Annotated in this window: 20 protein-coding genes and 1 pseudogene; 11 read left to right on the top strand and 10 right to left on the bottom strand. The window is 59.3% G+C overall.

What is annotated here, in order from left to right:
• Window positions 1-159 precede the first annotated feature (159 nt).
• Both ACIPZE_RS24145 and hemH read left to right on the top strand, forming a co-directional pair.
• Window positions 160-1,062 (top strand): TIGR01777 family oxidoreductase, encoded by a 903-nt coding sequence (locus tag ACIPZE_RS24145; protein ID WP_400775732.1) that lies wholly within the window; start codon window positions 160-162, stop codon window positions 1,060-1,062.
• A 13-nt stretch (window positions 1,063-1,075) separates the two neighbouring features.
• Window positions 1,076-2,101 carry a ferrochelatase gene (gene hemH / locus ACIPZE_RS24140; protein ID WP_283439430.1) on the top strand — a complete coding sequence of 342 codons (1,026 nt, stop codon included), beginning with the start codon at window positions 1,076-1,078 and terminating at the stop codon, window positions 2,099-2,101.
• Window positions 2,102-2,251: 150 nt separating this feature from the next.
• Here the strand turns inward: hemH and ACIPZE_RS24135 are convergent, their stop codons facing one another.
• Together ACIPZE_RS24135 and upp are read right to left on the bottom strand one after the other, a co-directional pair.
• On the bottom strand, window positions 2,252-3,526 hold the full coding sequence (locus tag ACIPZE_RS24135) for a uracil-xanthine permease family protein (protein WP_283439429.1): 1,275 nt from the start codon (window positions 3,524-3,526) through the stop codon (window positions 2,252-2,254).
• Window positions 3,527-3,528: 2 nt separating this feature from the next.
• On the bottom strand, window positions 3,529-4,167 hold the full coding sequence (gene upp / locus ACIPZE_RS24130; RefSeq protein ID WP_283439428.1) for a uracil phosphoribosyltransferase: 639 nt from the start codon (window positions 4,165-4,167) through the stop codon (window positions 3,529-3,531).
• A gap of 162 nt (window positions 4,168-4,329) precedes the next feature.
• On the opposite strand from upp, the gene ACIPZE_RS24125 reads away from it, so the two are divergent.
• From ACIPZE_RS24125 to ACIPZE_RS24115, 3 genes are all read left to right on the top strand, one after another.
• Window positions 4,330-4,887 carry a hypoxanthine-guanine phosphoribosyltransferase gene (locus ACIPZE_RS24125; protein WP_016987197.1) on the top strand — a complete coding sequence of 186 codons (558 nt, stop codon included), beginning with the start codon at window positions 4,330-4,332 and terminating at the stop codon, window positions 4,885-4,887.
• Between the two features lie 135 nt (window positions 4,888-5,022).
• On the top strand, window positions 5,023-5,502 hold the full coding sequence (locus tag ACIPZE_RS24120; protein ID WP_400775727.1) for a hypothetical protein: 480 nt from the start codon (window positions 5,023-5,025) through the stop codon (window positions 5,500-5,502).
• Window positions 5,503-5,565: 63 nt separating this feature from the next.
• A complete protein-coding gene (locus tag ACIPZE_RS24115) occupies window positions 5,566-5,853 on the top strand; it encodes a PA4642 family protein (protein ID WP_283439426.1) in 288 nt (95 codons plus the stop codon).
• Between the two features lie 237 nt (window positions 5,854-6,090).
• Here ACIPZE_RS24115 and mqo read toward each other — a convergent pair whose 3' ends face one another.
• Both mqo and ACIPZE_RS24105 read right to left on the bottom strand, forming a co-directional pair.
• The gene (gene mqo / locus ACIPZE_RS24110) at window positions 6,091-7,599 is read right to left on the bottom strand and encodes a malate dehydrogenase (quinone) (protein WP_129395467.1); all 1,509 of its coding nucleotides are present in this window, start codon (window positions 7,597-7,599) and stop codon (window positions 6,091-6,093) included.
• Between the two features lie 707 nt (window positions 7,600-8,306).
• Complete coding sequence (locus ACIPZE_RS24105; protein WP_007912834.1) at window positions 8,307-8,540, bottom strand: hypothetical protein; 234 nt, start codon at window positions 8,538-8,540, stop codon at window positions 8,307-8,309.
• A gap of 204 nt (window positions 8,541-8,744) precedes the next feature.
• Here ACIPZE_RS24105 and ACIPZE_RS24100 point away from each other — a divergent pair, with 204 nt between their 5' ends.
• Window positions 8,745-9,329, top strand: coding sequence for a YajG family lipoprotein (locus ACIPZE_RS24100; RefSeq protein WP_034154336.1), 585 nt, complete (start codon window positions 8,745-8,747; stop codon window positions 9,327-9,329).
• Window positions 9,330-9,598: 269 nt separating this feature from the next.
• Here the strand turns inward: ACIPZE_RS24100 and ACIPZE_RS24095 are convergent, their stop codons facing one another.
• The gene (locus tag ACIPZE_RS24095) at window positions 9,599-9,805 is read right to left on the bottom strand and encodes a hypothetical protein (protein ID WP_008083982.1); all 207 of its coding nucleotides are present in this window, start codon (window positions 9,803-9,805) and stop codon (window positions 9,599-9,601) included.
• A gap of 193 nt (window positions 9,806-9,998) precedes the next feature.
• On the opposite strand from ACIPZE_RS24095, the gene ACIPZE_RS24090 reads away from it, so the two are divergent.
• On the top strand, window positions 9,999-10,277 hold the full coding sequence (locus tag ACIPZE_RS24090; RefSeq protein WP_034154337.1) for a hypothetical protein: 279 nt from the start codon (window positions 9,999-10,001) through the stop codon (window positions 10,275-10,277).
• Between the two features lie 88 nt (window positions 10,278-10,365).
• On the opposite strand, the gene ACIPZE_RS24085 is transcribed toward ACIPZE_RS24090, so the two are convergent.
• Window positions 10,366-11,529, bottom strand: coding sequence for a 1-acyl-sn-glycerol-3-phosphate acyltransferase (locus tag ACIPZE_RS24085; RefSeq protein ID WP_400775722.1), 1,164 nt, complete (start codon window positions 11,527-11,529; stop codon window positions 10,366-10,368).
• Window positions 11,530-11,672: 143 nt separating this feature from the next.
• Between ACIPZE_RS24085 and ACIPZE_RS24080 the strand changes: the two genes are divergently transcribed.
• Genes ACIPZE_RS24080 through ACIPZE_RS24070 form a run of 3 tightly spaced genes read left to right on the top strand, consistent with a single transcriptional unit; the run spans window position 11,673 to window position 12,785 of the window.
• Window positions 11,673-11,855 carry a CPXCG motif-containing cysteine-rich protein gene (locus ACIPZE_RS24080; protein ID WP_283439425.1) on the top strand — a complete coding sequence of 61 codons (183 nt, stop codon included), beginning with the start codon at window positions 11,673-11,675 and terminating at the stop codon, window positions 11,853-11,855.
• Window positions 11,856-11,864: 9 nt separating this feature from the next.
• Window positions 11,865-12,125, top strand: coding sequence for a putative signal transducing protein (locus ACIPZE_RS24075; protein ID WP_129395463.1), 261 nt, complete (start codon window positions 11,865-11,867; stop codon window positions 12,123-12,125).
• A 36-nt stretch (window positions 12,126-12,161) separates the two neighbouring features.
• On the top strand, window positions 12,162-12,785 hold the full coding sequence (locus tag ACIPZE_RS24070) for an SOS response-associated peptidase (RefSeq protein WP_400775718.1): 624 nt from the start codon (window positions 12,162-12,164) through the stop codon (window positions 12,783-12,785).
• Between the two features lie 220 nt (window positions 12,786-13,005).
• On the opposite strand, the gene ACIPZE_RS24065 is transcribed toward ACIPZE_RS24070, so the two are convergent.
• Complete coding sequence (locus ACIPZE_RS24065; RefSeq protein ID WP_400775764.1) at window positions 13,006-13,749, bottom strand: methyl-accepting chemotaxis protein; 744 nt, start codon at window positions 13,747-13,749, stop codon at window positions 13,006-13,008.
• A 111-nt stretch (window positions 13,750-13,860) separates the two neighbouring features.
• Window positions 13,861-14,058, bottom strand: a pseudogene (locus ACIPZE_RS24060) (HAMP domain-containing protein); the annotation flags it as partial.
• Window positions 14,059-15,409: 1,351 nt separating this feature from the next.
• Here ACIPZE_RS24060 and ACIPZE_RS24055 point away from each other — a divergent pair.
• On the top strand, window positions 15,410-16,228 hold the full coding sequence (locus ACIPZE_RS24055) for a M48 family metallopeptidase (RefSeq protein ID WP_175553232.1): 819 nt from the start codon (window positions 15,410-15,412) through the stop codon (window positions 16,226-16,228).
• Window positions 16,229-16,269: 41 nt separating this feature from the next.
• On the opposite strand, the gene ACIPZE_RS24050 is transcribed toward ACIPZE_RS24055, so the two are convergent.
• Window positions 16,270-16,779, bottom strand: coding sequence for a hypothetical protein (locus ACIPZE_RS24050; protein WP_283439421.1), 510 nt, complete (start codon window positions 16,777-16,779; stop codon window positions 16,270-16,272).
• A 134-nt stretch (window positions 16,780-16,913) separates the two neighbouring features.
• Window positions 16,914-17,501, bottom strand: a complete 588-nt coding sequence (locus ACIPZE_RS24045) for a TMEM165/GDT1 family protein (protein WP_400775715.1) — start codon at window positions 17,499-17,501, stop codon at window positions 16,914-16,916.
• Between the last annotated feature and the right edge of the window lie 78 nt (window positions 17,502-17,579).

Below are 17,579 nucleotides of genomic sequence, written 5' to 3'. Positions count from 1 at the left end.
GATGAAACCTGTACAATTTTGTTTTTTGGTATAACTTCTAGCGTTCTCGTTCTGACAGCTTGGCCTATGGTTAAACAATAGAGCCTGCCCGTTAGAAAAGATCCCTGTTTATAAAAATAGACTAGTGATCAGGGTAAAACGCCACGCGAGGAAGATGTCATGCACATATTGCTGACCGGCGGTACTGGTTTGATCGGACGTCAGCTTTGCCGGCACTGGTCAGGGCAGGGGCACCGCCTGACCGTGTGGAGTCGCAAAGCGGAAAAAGTCGCGAAAATCTGCTGTGCGCAAGTGCGTGGCATTGCGCATCTCGAAGACCTCGGCGAGGAACCCGTGGACGCGATCATCAATCTTGCTGGCGCACCGATTGCCGACCGGCCGTGGACCCATCGACGCAAAGCGTTGCTGTGGAGCAGTCGGATCAAGCTCACGGAAACCTTGCTGGCGTGGCTGGAAACCCGCGCGCAAAAACCGGCGTTGCTGATTTCCGGATCGGCGATCGGCTGGTACGGCGATGGTGGCGAGCGCGAACTGACGGAAGACTCGCCGCCGGTGATCGACGACTTCGCCAGTCAGTTGTGCATCGCCTGGGAAGAAACCGCGCTGCGCGCCGAAGCGCAGGGCATCCGTGTGGTGCTGGTGCGCACCGGGCTGGTGCTGTCGGCCGAGGGCGGCTTTTTGTCGCGGTTACTGCTGCCGTTCAAGCTCGGGCTCGGCGGGCCTTTGGGCAATGGTCGGCAGTGGATGCCGTGGATTCATATCAACGATCAAATCGCCCTGATTGATTTTCTTCTGCACCGCGATCAGGCCAGTGGTCCTTATAATGCGTGCGCGCCAAAACCTGTGCGCAATCGCGAATTTGCCAAGACGCTGGGCAGCGTGCTGCACCGCCCGGCGTTCATGCCGATGCCGACCCTGGCCCTGAAGGTCGGCCTCGGCGAGATGTCTTTGTTGTTGCTCGGCGGCCAGAAGGCTTTGCCGGAACGCTTGCTGGAAGCGGGTTTCACTTTCCAGTTCACGGATTTACGCGCGGCCCTGGATGATCTCTCCAGCCGCCTCTGAAATAGGACGTTGCATGACCGATCACGCCTTGCTTCTGGTCAACCTGGGTTCCCCGGCCTCAACCTCTGTGGCCGATGTGCGCAGCTACCTCAATCAATTTCTGATGGACCCGTACGTGATCGACCTGCCATGGCCGGTGCGGCGTCTGCTGGTATCGCTGATCCTGATCAAGCGTCCGGAACAGTCGGCCCACGCCTACGCGTCGATCTGGTGGGAGGAGGGCTCGCCACTGGTGGTGCTCAGCCGTCGCCTGCAACAGCAGATGCACGCGCAGTGGACTCAGGGCCCGGTGGAACTGGCCATGCGTTACGGCGAGCCGTCGATTGAAACCTGTTTGCTCAAGCTGGTGGCCGCGGGACACAAGCGCATCACGCTGGCGCCGCTGTATCCACAGTTCGCCGACAGCACCACGACCACGGTGATCGAAGAAGCCAAGCGAGTGATCCGCGAGAAGAAGCTCAATGTGCAGTTGTCGGTGCTGCAACCGTTCTACGATCAGCCGGAGTATCTCGACGCGCTGGTTGCAAGCGCCAGACCGCACTTGCAGCAGGATTACGATCACTTGCTGTTGAGTTTCCACGGGTTGCCGGAACGGCACCTGACCAAGCTCGACCCGACGGGTAATCATTGTTTCAAGAATGACGACTGCTGCAAGAACGCTTCACCGGCGGTAATGGCCACCTGTTACCGCGCGCAATGCCTGCGTACCGCAGCGCTGTTCGCTGAGCGCATGGGCCTGCCGGACGGCAAGTGGTCGGTGTCGTTTCAGTCGCGGTTGGGCCGGGCGAAATGGATCGAACCGTACACCGAAGCGCGGCTGGATGAGCTGGGTAAAAGCGGCGTGAAGAAGCTGCTGGTGATGTGCCCGGCGTTTGTCGCCGATTGCATCGAGACGCTGGAAGAGATTGGCGATCGCGGCAAGGAGCAGTTCCGCGAAGCGGGGGGCGAGGAGTTGGTGCTGGTGCCATGCCTGAATGACGACCGGCAATGGGCGAAGGCGTTGGCAACGCTGTGCGAACGAGCGCCGCTGGCCCTCTAAGAGCCAGAAGCTTCGCGAGCAAGCCCGCTCCCACATGATCGTTCCCACGCTCTGCGTGGGAATGCCTCTAGGGACGCTCCGCGTCCAGTGACGCGGAGCGTCACGGGCTGCATTCCCACGCAGAGCGTGGGAACGATCAGATCTAAGGGTTTAGATCAGCGGCTCATCCGCCTTCTTGTTCTTCCAGCCGTCATTGCCCGGCAGGATCAGGTTCAGCGCAATTGCCACCACCGCGCACAATGCGATGCCTTTGAGGCCGAAGTCGTCCGGACCAGTACCGGTACCGACCAGCACACCGCCAATCCCGAACACCAATGTCACCGAGACAATCACCAGATTGCGCGCCTCGCCCAGATCGATCTTGTGGCGGATCAGGGTGTTCATGCCCACCGCCGCAATCGAACCGAACAACAGGCACAGAATCCCGCCCATCACCGGCACCGGAATGCTTTGCAGCAGTGCGCCGAACTTGCCGATGAACGCCAGGGTGATGGCGAAGACCGCCGCCCAGGTCATGATTTTCGGATTGTAGTTCTTGGTCAGCATCACTGCGCCAGTCACTTCGGCGTAGGTGGTGTTTGGCGGGCCGCCGAACAGGCCGGCGGCGGTGGTGGCAATGCCGTCACCGAGCAGGGTGCGATGCAGGCCTGGTTTTTTCAGGTAATCGCGACCGGTCACGCTACCCACGGCAATCACGCCACCGATGTGTTCAATGGCCGGAGCCAGCGCCACCGGAACGATGAACAGGATCGCCTGCCAGTTGAATTCCGGCGCGGTGAAATGCGGAATCGCAAACCATGGCGCGGCGGCAATCTTCGCGGTGTCGACCACGCCGAAATAGAACGCCATACCAAAACCGACCAGCACACCGGAAATGATCGGCACCAGACGGAAGATGCCTTTGCCGAACACCGCGACGATCAACGTGGTCAGCAGCGCCGGCATCGAGATCAGCATGGCGGTCTGGTAGTGGATCAGTTCAGAACCGTCGCCAGCCTTGCCCATCGCCATATTCGCAGCAATCGGCGCCATGGCCAGACCGATGGAAATGATCACCGGACCAATCACCACCGGCGGCAGCAAACGGTCGATGAAGCCCGTGCCTTTGATCTTCACGGCAAGGCCCAGGAAGGTGTAGACGAAACCGGCCGCCATCACACCGCCCATGGTCGCGGCGAGGCCGAACTGGCCCTTGGCGAGAATGATCGGGGTGATGAAAGCGAAGCTCGACGCCAGAAACACCGGCACCTGACGCCCGGTGACGATCTGGAACAGAATCGTCCCTAGACCTGCGGTAAACAGTGCCACGTTCGGGTCCAGGCCCGTGATCAGCGGCATCAGCACCAAAGCGCCGAAAGCCACGAACAGCATCTGGGCGCCGGACAGCACCGTGCGCCAGAGCGGATCGTTGAACTCTTGCTGCATGGTTACGCGTCCTTCTGCTTGGTGCCGAAGATCTTGTCACCGGCGTCGCCAAGTCCAGGAATGATGTAGCCGTGCTCGTTCAAGCGCTCATCGATGGACGCGGTGTAGATGGTCACGTCCGGGTGAGCTTTTTCCACTGCTGCAATGCCTTCCGGCGCGGCAACCAGCACCATCGCGCGGATGTCCTTGCAACCGGCTTTCTTCAGCAGGTCAATGGTCGCAACCATCGAGCTGCCGGTGGCGAGCATCGGGTCGATGATCATCGCCAACCGTTCGTCGATTTCCGGAACCAGTTTTTCCAGATAGGTGTGCGCTTGCAGGGTTTCTTCATTGCGGGCGACACCCACAGCGGAAACCTTGGCACCCGGGATCAGGCTCAACACGCCTTCGAGCATGCCGATGCCGGCGCGCAGGATCGGCACGACGGTGATCTTCTTGCCGGCGATCTTCTCGACCGACACGGTGCCGCACCAGCCTTGAATATCGTAGGATTCCAGCGGCAAATCTTTTGTAGCTTCATAGGTCAACAGGGCGCCGACTTCCTGAGCAAGCTCACGGAAATTCTTGGTGCTGATGTCAGCGCGGCGCATCAGGCCGAGTTTATGGCGGATCAGCGGATGGCGGATCTCGAGGATGGGCATGAAAAAACTCCGGCGGCGGGCAAAAAAACCGGCCTAGATTAATCTATCCGAGGGTGATGTCCTATAGGACATTCTGTACGTTAGTCCACAAATGCTTGATTCGACCTCGCGGGATGCGTACCTTTGCCCGCTTTTCCGAAATCGAACCCCCTGGAGAGCGCCATGTCCGCTGATCTCGAGCATATCCGTCAAATCATGCGAGAGGCTGACTGCCTGTACACCGAATCTGAAGTCGAGGCCGCCATCGCCCGCGTCGGTGCACAAATCAACGAACAACTGGCTGACAGCAACCCGGTGGTGTTCTGCGTGATGAACGGCGGCCTGATCTTCTCCGGCAAGCTGCTGACGCATCTGCAATTCCCGCTGGAAGCGTCTTACCTGCACGCGACCCGTTATCGCAACGAAACCAGCGGCGGCGACCTGTTCTGGAAAGCCAAGCCGGAAGTCTCGTTCATCGACCGCGACGTGCTGATCATCGACGACATCCTCGATGAAGGTCACACCCTCGGCGCGATCATCGACTTCTGCAAACACGCTGGCGCGCGCAAAGTGCACACCGCCGTGCTGATCGATAAGGATCACGACCGCAAGGCGCGTCCTGACCTGAAAGCCGATTTCGTCGGCCTGCCGTGCATCGACCGTTACATCTTCGGTTACGGCATGGATTACAAAGGCTACTGGCGCAACGCCAACGGGATCTTTGCCGTTAAAGGCATGTAAGCAAGATCAAAAGATCGCAGCCTTCGGCAGCTCCTACATGGGAATGCTGTAAACCCTGCAGGAGCTGCGGAACGCTGCGATCTTTTGCTTTTAATCCCATGCTAGAGTGCTCGGCCCCGCCTTCCGGAGCCTGTCATGCGCCTCATTATCCGCAGCCTCGCCGCGTTTTCCTTGATCTTCTGCCTGCCCCTTTCCGCCGCGCCGATGCACAGCCAGTTCCTGCCGCCGGACGATCTGACCCTGCGCGATGCCGAGCCTGAGCAGCAGCAACTCATGCAAGTCACCGACTATTCCGTTGTGGTGGGCGCGCAACGCCAGTCCAATCAGCAACCGATTCCGGTCACCTCGCCGCTGCTGATCCGCCTCAAGGGCAAGTCCCTGAACAAAGGCGCGACCATTACTCAAGTGCTGGTCAATTTCGACGGCGAAAGCAAAAGCCTGAAAAAGCCGATCTACGACGACAAGAGCAAAACCCTGACGCTGTTTTATCCACTGGCCCAATACCGCGTGGTCATCGACTTGCTGCGCAACGACAGCGTGTATGTACAGTTCCTCAGTTACGCCAACGGCCACATCTGGGCCGATTTGCACACCGGCAGTACGCGTTCGCGTTGAGCCTGGCCGTCGGGCAGGGGTAAACTGCCCGCCCCGTGTCATGTCTGCGAGCTGGAGTCGGCAATGCGTAAAGATAAGAAACAAGTGATTGGTGACGAGATCGGCGATGAGCAGATCAAGCTGTTCCTCGATTTTGAGCCGGTCGACGCCACTTCGCCGTCGCTGCACAAACTGATCAAGGCTTACCGTGGCTTGCGCATCGATGACTTCGAGCGCTTTCTGGGCTTCTTCGTCGAGGCGGGTTATGACGTTGATGGCAAGGACGAGCAGGGCAAGACTTTCGTTGAGCTGATCGCCGATCAGCGCAATGCCCCGGAATACATCGAGCTGATCGCAAAGTCCCGTACCTGAGGTATCCCCAATAACTGTGGCGAGGGGATTTATCCCCGTTCGGCTGCGCAGCAGTCGCAAAATCAGTGAGTGCGGTTTGCCTGACACACCTTATCAGCAGGTTTTGGGGCCGCTTCGCAGCCCAGCGGAGATAAATCCCCTCGCCACAAAGGTAGGTGAGCCAGCGGTATTGGTTTTACCTGGCCATAAAAAACGCCCCGCACTCACTGAGTACGGGGCGTTTTTTATGCGGCGTGATCAAGCGTAGCTTGGGGTCTCGCTGCTTTCTTCAACCAGCTCCAGCGCGATGTTGTTCTGCGTGTTGATCTTGCGATACAGCGCAGCATCGGTTTCCAGAACCTTTTCACGGGCCGGGAAGATCTCCGCCAGTTTGCCAGCCCATTCACCCTTGGCCTTGGCCGGGAAGCATTTCTCGATCAGTTCCAGCATGATCGAAACGGTCACCGACGCGCCTGGCGAAGCACCGAGCAGGGCGGCGAGGGAGCCGTCCTTGGCCGACACCAGTTCGGTACCGAATTGCAGGATGCCGCCCTTTTTCGGGTCTTTCTTGATGATCTGCACCCGTTGGCCGGCCACTTCCAGGCGCCAGTCTTCGGCTTTCGCCTCAGGGTAGAAACGACGCAGGGAATCCAGACGCTGTTCCATCGATTGCATCACTTCGCTGACCAGGTATTTGGTCAGGTCCATATTGTTTTTCGCTACCGCCAGCATCGGCCCGATGTTGCCGGCGCGAACCGACAGCGGCAGGTCCATGAAGGAGCCGTGCTTGAGGAACTTGGTGGTGAAACCGGCGTATGGCCCGAACAGCAGGGATTTCTTGCCGTCGACAACGCGGGTGTCGAGGTGCGGCACCGACATCGGTGGCGAACCCACGGCGGCCTGGCTGTAAACCTTGGCCTGGTGCAGTTTGACCACTTCCGGGTTGTCGCAACGCAGCCACTGGCCGCTGATCGGGAAGCCGCCGAAGCCTTTGCTTTCTTCGATACCCGAAGCCTGCAACAACGGCAGCGCCGCGCCGCCCGCGCCGAGGAAGACGAACTTGGCGTCGACTTCACGAGTGCTGCCGCTGTTGACGTCCTTGATGCTGACGGTCCAGCCGTTGCCGTTACGCTTGAGGCCGGTGACGCGCTTGCAGTATTTGACCTGGGTGTCGGGTGCGCTGGTCAGGTGCTTGAGCAACTGATTGGTCAGGGCGCCGAAGTTGACGTCGGTGCCGTTCATCACGCGGGTTGCGGCGAGGACTTCGTCCGGCGAGCGGCCCGGCATCATCAGCGGCATCCACTCGGCCATTTTGGCCTTGTCTTCGGTGTATTCCATGTCGGCGAAGGCGTGATGCTTGTGCAGCACATCAAAGCGATCCTTGAGGAAGGACACGCCTGAGTCGCCCTGGACGAAACTCAGGTGCGGCACCGGGCTGATGAAGGATTTGCACGAGCCGAACGTGCCTTTCTTGGTCAGGTACGACCAGAACTGCTTCGACACCTCGAACTGGGTGTTGATGTGCACGGCTTTCTTGATGTCGACGGTGCCATCGGCGGCTTGCGGCGTGTAGTTCAACTCGCACAGGCCAGCGTGACCGGTACCGGCGTTGTTCCACGGGTTGGAACTCTCCGCAGCACCGGAATCCATCAGCTCGACGACTTCCAGCTTGATCGCGGGGTCGAGCTCTTTGAGCAGTACGGCAAGGGTGGCACTCATGATGCCGGCCCCAACCAGTACTACGTCGACTGCTTCGTTATGCGCCATTTAACGCGTCTCCAAAATCTGCAGCACCAAATTGTCGGCATGGCTGCCAGGCGTTCCGGGACAGGTCATTGATGTCCGGGCTATCCGTGGTCAGGTTCGCCATGTCCGAATCTTCGCAATTTTTCGCAACTTCGACGGATGTATGCGGCTTGGCTTTCAAGAGCTCCATGAACTCATTTCAGCACGCAGCTGGCAATTCGACTTATGGTCGAGACATCCGTTTTTGTGCAACCAAATCCGTAGCGGACAGGCTTCAGGCTCCGATATTCGAGGTATACCCGGTCCTGTGTCGTTGGGCTGTTTCAGACGCTAATGGTGCATGTTCAGACGCAAAACTATTCATTTGCTCGCCACACTCTTGTGAAGTTGTGAAAACCCGTTTTTTTCACGCTCTTTTGAAGACGTGAACCTCAAAAAGGGCTGTCGGAGCCTGGCACCGTGCCCGCAAGGGCAAAACAACGCGGTGGCCGAGCCTGATGACAGCTCTGCAGATTCGCGAAAAGCGGGTTTTTGCCGGAAGAACAGGCAAGCGCGCCAACTTCACTCGATCTGTGTGGGCGGCTCTCTGTGGGCGATTTTGATGTCGATGCAAGCGCATTGACGCTGTTGCGGGGCCCGATCAGGAGACGTCCTTATAATCGGGGGGAGATTGTATCGAAGAAATGCGGGCAGTTGCTCGTGTTTAATGACTTTTATTAGGCATCCGGTCAGATGCTCAACATCGCCTGCACCCGTGCGCGGGGCTGCGACGCTATGACGCGGGCGCTGGCGGGCAGTGGCTGGTGCAACCAGTTGAGGCGGATTTCTTCGATTTCCACCCAGCCGTCGCCCATTGGCTGCAGGCTGCACTGCTTGAATGCCTGGCAATGGCCGTTACGGTCGAGCAGGGCAAAGCTGCGATGCAGCGGGCGTGGCGCAAACAACGAGATCAGATAACGCATGGCGAGTACCTTGTTGGAGGACTGATTTGCAGGTTGCCAGCAGGCCGTGACGTGAACATGTCCGTGGGGTGACGGATGCATGACAGGAACCGGCCTGACGCGGCTGGGTCAGACATTGCAGTATTCACCGCGTGACGCTGGTGACCCGCAGTGGCCCACCGCTATACTGCCGGCCTGTTTGTGCCTGATTCTGGAGAGAAGAGCATGTTGCAACGCCTGTTGTTCGGTTTGATCACTGTGGCCGGTTTGACCCTGGCCGGCTGCGCCCACAGCCCGCAACAACTGAGTCCGGAGCCGAAGCTGACCACCCAACTGGCGCCGGTCGGTCGTGGCCAGCCGGTGGTGGTGCGTGTGGTCGACGGTCGTCCGTCGCCAACCCTCGGCACCCGTGGCGGTCTGTACCCGGAAACCAGCGCCATCACCGTGCAGCGCGAGCAGATCCTGCCGAAGTTGCAGGCGCAGGCTGAAGCCGCCGTGCGTCTGCTCGGTTTCACCCCGACCAACAACGCGCCAAACGCTCCGCAACTGACCGTGACCCTCGCCGAACTGAAGTACCAGTCGCCGAAAGAAGGCATGTACGTCACCGAAGCGACCATCGGCGCGACCTTCCGCTCCGACGTGCAGAACGCCAACCGCCGTTATAGCGGCCGTTATGGCGCGTCGCTGGACCAGCGTTTCGGCATGGCGCCGAACCAGGAAACCAATACCAAGCTTGTGAGCGACGTGTTGAGTGATGCGTTGACGCGTCTGTTCAAGGATCCGACTGTGGGTCAGGTTCTGGCTGAGTAAGCTGTCGGCGGATGTGAAAAAGCCCGGGATCAGTGATGGTTCCGGGCTTTTTTGTGGGTGTCAGGGTTGGGATTTGTGTTGTACGGGAGATCGATCCCCCTCAACCCCAACCCTCTCCCCCAGGGGGTAGAGGGGGAAGGGAGCCGATTTGTGTTGTTCTTGAAATCTACATTCACCTCGGACTTTCAGGTCGATGTACTTCGACCAAACACCTCGGTCAGTCCCCTCTCCCTCTGGGAGAGGGCTAGGGTGAGGGTGTTTTTGCTTATTCAGGCCGCCTGAGAGTAAAAGTCAAGCACGCTAACGCCCGTCAGCAAATCCGTCTCGGGCAAATCCGCATGCTGATGCCCGCCGAGGGCGCAATACACCAGCCAGTGGCGATCCTGAACATTGAAGGCGAGGCTGCCGACGAGGCTTTGTTGCTCGTCGTAAGGGGTGATGAGGTACAGGCGATCCTGGTTTTCAGCGTGAAGCATGTCGCGTTCCATGTGCGTTTCGAGGCGCGCATGGTGCTGCATCCACATGACGAAGCCGTGACACAGGGCAGCCATCGGTCGAATGTCAGGTAATTTGTCGCAAAGGCTGGGGCAGGGCAGTCAGGTTTCGGTAGAATCCGCGCCGCGGTCGTCGGTCTGGCGCCTGCCACACCGGTTTAGATAGAGGTCTGTGATGTCGCTGCACTTGATGACGCTGTTTACCGCCCATCCCGCCAAATTGATCAACCTGCTGGCGCTGCTGTTGGCGTTTCCCGGCAGTTGGCTGCTGCACGCGACCCGCCGCCGTGAACAGCGGGCGATGGCCAGTATCGCCGCACAGCGCCAAGCGCAACCGAATGCCGAGCCGATCCTCGATTGGGCGACGTTGCGCATGAACCGGTTTTTCTATCGTTTCGGGTTTGCCTGCCTCGCTCTGGCCCTGATCGTCTCGTGGATCAGCACGCGTTACTAAAAGCAAAAGATCGCAGCCTTCGGCAGCTCCTACATGAATCCACTGTAGGAGCTGCCGCAGGCTGCGATCTTTTGATCTTGCCGTTGTTTTACAGCGGCAACCCAGCCTTCACCCGGTACTGATTACGCACCGGCGTCGCATATTGCAGGACCAGATACGGACGATGCTCTACCGGGCACGCGTCCAGCCGACTCTGCCACTCTTCCTGCGCCTTGGCCAGCTCATCCGCCGCAAACACCTCGGCAGCTTTCGGCACATTCAATTGCGCATCCGCATCGGCCCACTGTGCGTACGCCAGGTAATGCACCGGGAATAACCGGTAACCGCCCAGAATCTGCTTGTCCATCTCGACCGCCAATTGCTTGGTGTCCTCGAACAGCTCGCTGATCGGCGCGGCGAAGTTGACGTGCACGCGGCCCTTGTAGCCGGTGATGCCCTTGGCAATGCTCACGTCATCCTCGCCCGGCGCTTTCGCGTAAGTGCCGGTGGTGGCGCGGATGTACAGCTCGCGGGCCTTGGCCTGGTCGCACGGGTCGTATTCGTAGCTGATCGACACCGGGGTGACGTTCAGCGAACGAATGACTTCGCCGAACGGCTCGTCCTTGCGGCTCATGTGGAACATCTTGAGGATCGCCGACTCGGTGCGGTCATCGCCATCCTTCGCGCGGCCTTCGGCCTGAGCGATCCAGATCGACGCGCAATCATTGCGGATCGAGTGGTTGATGTACGCCGACAGCAGCTGATACGCGGCCATTTTTTCGCGGCGGCCGGTGATCGAGCGGTGAACGATGAAACTCTTGTTCAAGCGCATCAGATCGCTGACAAACGGCTTTTGCAGCAGGTTGTCGCCGATCGCGATGCGCGGCGTCGGCAGGCCGGCGTGGTACACGGCGTAGTTGACGAAGGCCGGGTCCATGACGATATCGCGGTGGTTGGCGATGAACAGATAGGCGCTGCCCGACTTGAATTGCTCGACACCGGTGTAGGTCACGCCGTCGGTGGCGCGCTCGATGGTGTGGTCGACGTAGGACTCGACCTTGTCCTGCAACGTCGCCACCGAGGTCACGTCGGCGAACTCACGACGCAGCCGATGGGCTATAAGTGGTTTGAGCATCCAGCCGAAGGCACCGGCAAAACGCGGGACGCGGAAGTGGGTGAGGATATCTAGAAACGCCTTGTCGGCGAGCAGTCTTGCCAGTACCACAGGTACTTCGCTGTCGTCGTAAGGTCGGATGGCATCGAATTCGCCCATCATGCTCTCTTGTTGGAAACGGCTAGGGTAAGTAAAGGTTTTGATCGAAAACCAACGGGGCACGGTCTGAAAAAGGTAGCCAGACAAAAATAGCCCTGCAAATAGACCGGCGATTATACGCACAAGTCACTTGGGAGACCGCGATGCTGGAAGCCGCTGAATACGAATGTCCTTATTGTGGGGAAATGGTCGAGACGTCAGTGGACCTGTCCGGTGGCGATCAGACCTATATCGAAGATTGTCAGGTGTGTTGTCGGCCGGTCACGTTTGTATTGCAGGTCCATGGCGAGGATTGGTTTCTGGAAGTCTTCAGCGAAAACGAGTGAGGCGCGCCCATGCAGCGAATCTACGATCCGGAAAACCTGATGGAAGGCGAAATGCTCAAGGGCATGCTCGCCAGCGAAGGTATCGAGGCGCACCTGGTGGGCCGCGATTTGCTTGGCGGTACCGGTGAGCTGCCGATCTTCGGCCTGTTGGGCTTGTCGGTCGAGAATGACCAGGCCGAGTACGCCCGCGAGTTGATCACCGCGTACAATGCCGCGCTGCCGCTGCCCGGCGATGAACCGGAGAGCTTTCCGGGGACGCTGGTCTGTTAGGCTGAGCTTCGTTTTACTTCAGAGTCGTGTTGCCCCATGTGTGGACGTTATGCCCTGTTTCGCTGGAACCGCGATTTCGCGGCCCTGCCAGGTTTTCCCGCCGATCAGCAGGCGCAGTGGAACATTTCCCCCAATGATTCGGTGTTGATGCTGCGTGCCGGTGAAGCCGGTGCACGCACGCTGGCCCGCGCCCGTTGGGGGCTGACGCCGCCGTGGCTGACCGATCTGTCGAAGACTCCGGCGCATGCCCGCGCGGAAACCGTGGCCGAGCAGCCGATGTTCCGTGAGGCGCTGCGTCAGCGTCGCTGCCTGCTACCGGCGAATGGTTTTTACGAATGGCGCGGAACCCAGCGCAAGCGCCCGTTCTGGCTGACGCCGGGCGAGGGCTCATCGCTGTTCTTCGCGGCGATCTGGGAGGCTTACCCGGTGCAGGAGCAGGTCTGGTTGAGTACGGCGGTGATCACGCAGGCGGCATCGAGTCAGCGCCGGCCGTTGATTCTTGATGAGGCAGGGCAGGCGGCATGGCTTGATCCGGAGACACCGTTGCATGTGCTGCAAGGCTTGCTCGCCAGCGAACCGGTCGCATTACGCGAGCGAGTGCTGGCGAACCTGATCAATGATCCCAAGCTCAATGGCCCCGAGTGCCTGACCCCGGGCTAAAGCATTTAGATCAAAAGCCCCTCACCCTAGCCCTCCCGAAACGTCGGACCGCCCGTAGGGAGAGGGGACTGATTGGGGGATATTGAAGTAATACACCGACTTGAACGCTCTGCTTTGAATCCATAATCGACTGGTTTCTTTCAGGTCGATGTATGACGGGAGACAACTCGGTCAGTCCCCTCTCCCTCTGGGAGAGGGTTAGGGTGAGGGTGTCTTGACCTTAAACCTTGAACTGATTGATCAACCGCCGCTGCTGCTCCGCCAACTTGGTCAAATCGGCACTCGCCGAGCTCGACTCATCCGCACCGCCCGCCACTTCGTTCGCCACCTGACCAATGTTGATCACGTTGCGGTTAATGTCATCGGCCACCGCACTCTGTTCCTCCGCCGCACTGGCAATCTGCGTGTTCATGTCGTTGATCACCGACACCGCCTGGGTAATCGTCTCCAGCGCCTCGGCCGCTTTCGCCGCGTGCTGCACGCTTTCGTCGGTACGGTTCTGACTGTCTTCCATGACCCGCACCACGTCGCGAGTGCCCTGTTGCAGTTGCTGGATCATGGTCTGGATTTCTTCGGTAGCCTTCTGGGTCTTCTGCGCCAGATTGCGCACCTCGTCCGCCACCACGGCAAAACCACGACCCTGCTCGCCCGCGCGGGCCGCTTCGATCGCCGCGTTCAGCGCCAGCAGGTTGGTCTGCTCGGCAATCCCGCGTATCGCCGTGAGGATCGCGTTGATGTTCTCGCTGTCCTTGGCCAGCGTCTGCACCACACCTACAGCCTTGCCGATTTCCAGCGCGAGTACGCCGATCGAGTTCGATGTATCGCGGACGATCTGCATGCCCTGACTGGCCGCCTGATCGGCATGGCTGGCCGCTTGCGCCGCCTGCGTCGCATTGCGCGCAACGTCCTGGGCGGTGGCGGTCATTTCCTGCACCGCTGTTGCAACCTGATCGATCTCGGTCATTTGTTTCTGGATGCCGATGTTGGTGCGAATGGCGATGTCGGCGGTGTGTTCCGAAGAATCGCTGACGCTCTGCACTGACGTCACCACTTGCGTGATCATCGCCTGCAACTTGGCGAGAAAGGTGTTGAAGCCCTTGGCGATCGAGCCCAGTTCATCGCTGCGATCACTGCTCAGGCGGCGGGTCAGATCACCCTCACCTTGAGCGATGTCATTGAGCATCGCGACCATCTGCTTCAGCGGCCGGGCAATGCCGTGGCCGACCAGCCAGATCACCAGCAAACCAATGCCGGCGATGAGCAGACCGACCATGGCCATGCCGAAGGTGTCGGACTTGCGTTGGGCATCGAGATCACCCTGCAGTTTTTGCAGATCGGCCATCACCGCGTTGAGCGGCAGTTGCAGCATCAGCGTCCAGCGCGCGTCGGTCTGGCCGATGCCGAACGGCAGGTACAGCTCGATACGGCCTTTGTCCTTGTTGACGGAATAGGTGACTTCGCCGCGTTTGAGATTGGCCATGTTGGCCGTCTGTTCGGCATCGAGGATGTCGCTGACTTTCTCGCCGAATTTGCTCGGGTCCTTGGTGTAGGCAACGATCCGGCCATTGCCGCCGATCAGGGCCATTTGCCCGGCGCCGCTGTAGAGTTTCTGGTTGGCTGCGAGGAGCATTTCCTGAATGAAGTTTACCGACAGGTCGGCGCCGACGATGCCTTGGAACGTGCCATTGAGCATGATCGGTTCAATAAAGGAGGCGAGCATGACGATCTTGTCGCCGACCTTGTAGGGCGCCGGATCGATCACGCAGGATTTTTTACTCTCTTTCGAACACAGGTAGTACTCGCTGGCGCGCACGCCGGTGGACAGGGTTTTCTGGTCGTCGACGTCGACCAGTTTGTCCAGGCCGAGGGTGCCGTCGTCATTGCGGAACCACCACGGCAGAAAGCGCCCGTTGGCGGCATCGATGCCAACCACGCTGGTGCCGACGTAAGCCGCGTCATTGTGGTCCAGCGCGTTTTTTTCCCAGCCGATGTAGGTGCCGAGAATCTTCGGGTTCTTTTCGACGTTCTCTTTGATCAGGCTGATCAACTGCTCGCGGCTGACGCTCAGGCGCGGCTGGCCATCGGCGCCCGGCGTGCCGAGCAGGGCGTTGACCCGTACCAGCCCGCCGGCAATCAACAGCGGCGCTTCGAGTTCGCGCTGGATCTGGCTGACCTGGGTTTGTGCCAGCGAAGTCAGGCGCTGCTCGATGACTTGCTCGAATTGCGCCTGGGTGCGCTGCTGCACCATCTCTTGCGTGCGCGCACCGGAAAACAGCGCGTACAGCACCAGCGCGGCCACCACGCTAAGGACGATGGCGCCGGCGAGGGCGGCAACGGAAAACTGGATCGACTTGAACTTCATGGGAGCTCCGCACGCGAGAGGACGTCTGCGCTGATGTATCGGCAGGCGGCATTGGGCCATGAGTGCGAGCCGGTGCAATTACATGCCGATGTCGCAAATGGATCTGTGCGCGACGCAGTAGCACGGGACTTGGCAGTCGCTGTGAATTTTTTACGACAGCTCTGGTGGGAAACGTCTGAAAGTCGTTGCAGCACGTCCGTTGTATCTGGCGTCGATACAATTACCCGCCTAGGATACGCGCAGGTTTTCAGGGAGCTTTTGAATGAACAAGACATTGGTTGTAAGTGCACTGAGCGCAGCGCTGTTGCTGGCCGGTTGTCAGTCGGTCAACACCACCAGCGGCGGTGCCGTGGGTGTGGAGCGCAAGCAGTACATGTTCAGCATGCTGTCCTCGCAAGAGGTCGACCAGATGTATGCCCAGTCGTATCAGAAGACTGTCGGTGAAGCCTCCAGCAAGGGTGTGCTGGACAAGACCAGTCCTGAGGCCAAACGGGTTCAGGCAATTGCCAATCGCTTGATCGCCCAGGCGCCGAATTTCCGTCCGGATGCGGCGCAATGGCAGTGGGAAGTCAATCTGATCAAGAGCGATGAGCTCAATGCCAACTGTGGGCCTGGCGGCAAGATCATTTTCTACACCGGGCTGATCGACAGTCTGAAACTGACCGACGATGAAATCGCTGCGGTCATGGGCCATGAAATCGCCCACGCCCTGCGCGAGCACGGTCGTGAAGCGATGTCCAAGGCCTACGGGATTGAAATGGCCAAGCAGGGCGCGGGTGCATTGCTGGGTCTGGGTCAGGACAGTCTGGCGCTGGCCGACACCGTGGCCAACTACGGCATGACCCTGCCGAACAGCCGCGCCAACGAAAACGAAGCGGATCTTATTGGTCTGGAGCTGGCCGCACGCGCCGGCTACAACCCGAACGCCGCGATCACCTTGTGGAACAAGATGAGCAAGGCGTCGGAAGGTGCACCGCCGGAGTTCATGAGCACTCACCCAGCCTCGGCCAGCCGGATTGCCTCGTTGCAGGCGGCGATCCCGAAAGTCATGCCGCTGTACGAACAGGCCCCGAAATCCTGAGTAAAAAAGGCGCTCTCACCGCGAGAGCGCCTTGACCCGTTTTACTTGCCGGGCTGCGCATTGGCAAAGTTGTCTCTTAGCACCGAGCCTGGTGAGGGCAGTAGATAATCGATGAAGATGTAATTACCGCGCGAGTTGTAGTCATGATCTTTCCCGAACACGAGGAAGAACTCGCACTCAAACTCGAATTCTCGAGCGTCCTTTTTGGTGAAGTTGATCCTGAACGGATTTCCCGCACCGTCTGAAATGGTGAAGTGGGTCGGCGTGCCTGCGGCAGGAAACGTCCAATAGTAACTGTCGGATGAGTCGCTCTCGTATTGAGCGGCACGAGTGCTGTAACCGCCAACGTTTTGCACGAGCAAATCGGCTCTTCCATCAAGATATTCCAGTTCTTTCAGGCCGTTCTCGGTGCGCCCTGTCAGCAGGAAATGCACCCGTTTCGGATCAGTTTTATCCACGGTCGCCGTGTACACACAAGAGTGGCTGAAAGGCGTGTAGGGAATGATGATGCCGGACGCGGTTAACTTGGAGTAATGCTTGGGCGTAGTCATGATTACGATCCTTGTGAAGTGCAGTGAGATCAGAATTCATGAATGTATGCCCGTTAATACGGTGACGATAGCTGTCAATTCTGACAGCTATCGACCGCATTTTATTGATAGGTAATTTGTATCGGCAGTGGGCGTTACCCAACCCACCCGCTGCTCTGCATTGCCTTGTACACCGCAACGATCGCCAGAATCATGAACGCCGAAGCCGCGAGGCGACGGATCAGGGTCAGCGGCAGTTTGTCTGCGGCAAAATTACCCGCCAGAACCACCGGCACGTTGGCAATCAACATGCCGGCGGTGGTGCCGAGAATCACCAGCCACAGATCCGGGTATTGCGCGGCGAGCATCACTGTCGCGACCTGCGTCTTGTCGCCCATTTCGGCGAGGAAGAACGCAATCAGCGTGGTCAGGAAAGGCCCGAACTTGCGTGCGGTACTGGTTTCATCGTCGTCCATTTTGTCCGGGACCAGCGTCCACAGCGCCGTGGCCGTGAAGCTCGCGGCGAGGATCCAGTGCAGCGTTGCATTCGAGAAGAAGCTGCCGAACCAGGCGCCTACCGCACCGGCTGCTGCGTGGTTGGCCAGGGTCGCAGCGACAATACCGGCAATGATCGGCCAGGGTTTGCGAAAGCGAGCGGCGAGAATCAGCGCGAGCAGTTGCGTCTTGTCGCCGATTTCGGCCAAGGCAACGATTGCGGTGGGACCGTGTAACGAGTCCAGCATCCGGCTTTCCGCCGGGGCGGGTCGCCACGGCTATGCCCCGGACCGCCTGCCCGCCGCGGGGAGGGGGGGCGGGGCGTG

This window comes from Pseudomonas sp. NPDC089741, assembly GCF_044748825.1.
In the GTDB taxonomy this organism is placed as follows: Bacteria; Pseudomonadota; Gammaproteobacteria; order Pseudomonadales; family Pseudomonadaceae; genus Aquipseudomonas; species Aquipseudomonas helmanticensis.
This window is presented reverse-complemented; position numbering and strand designations above follow the sequence as displayed.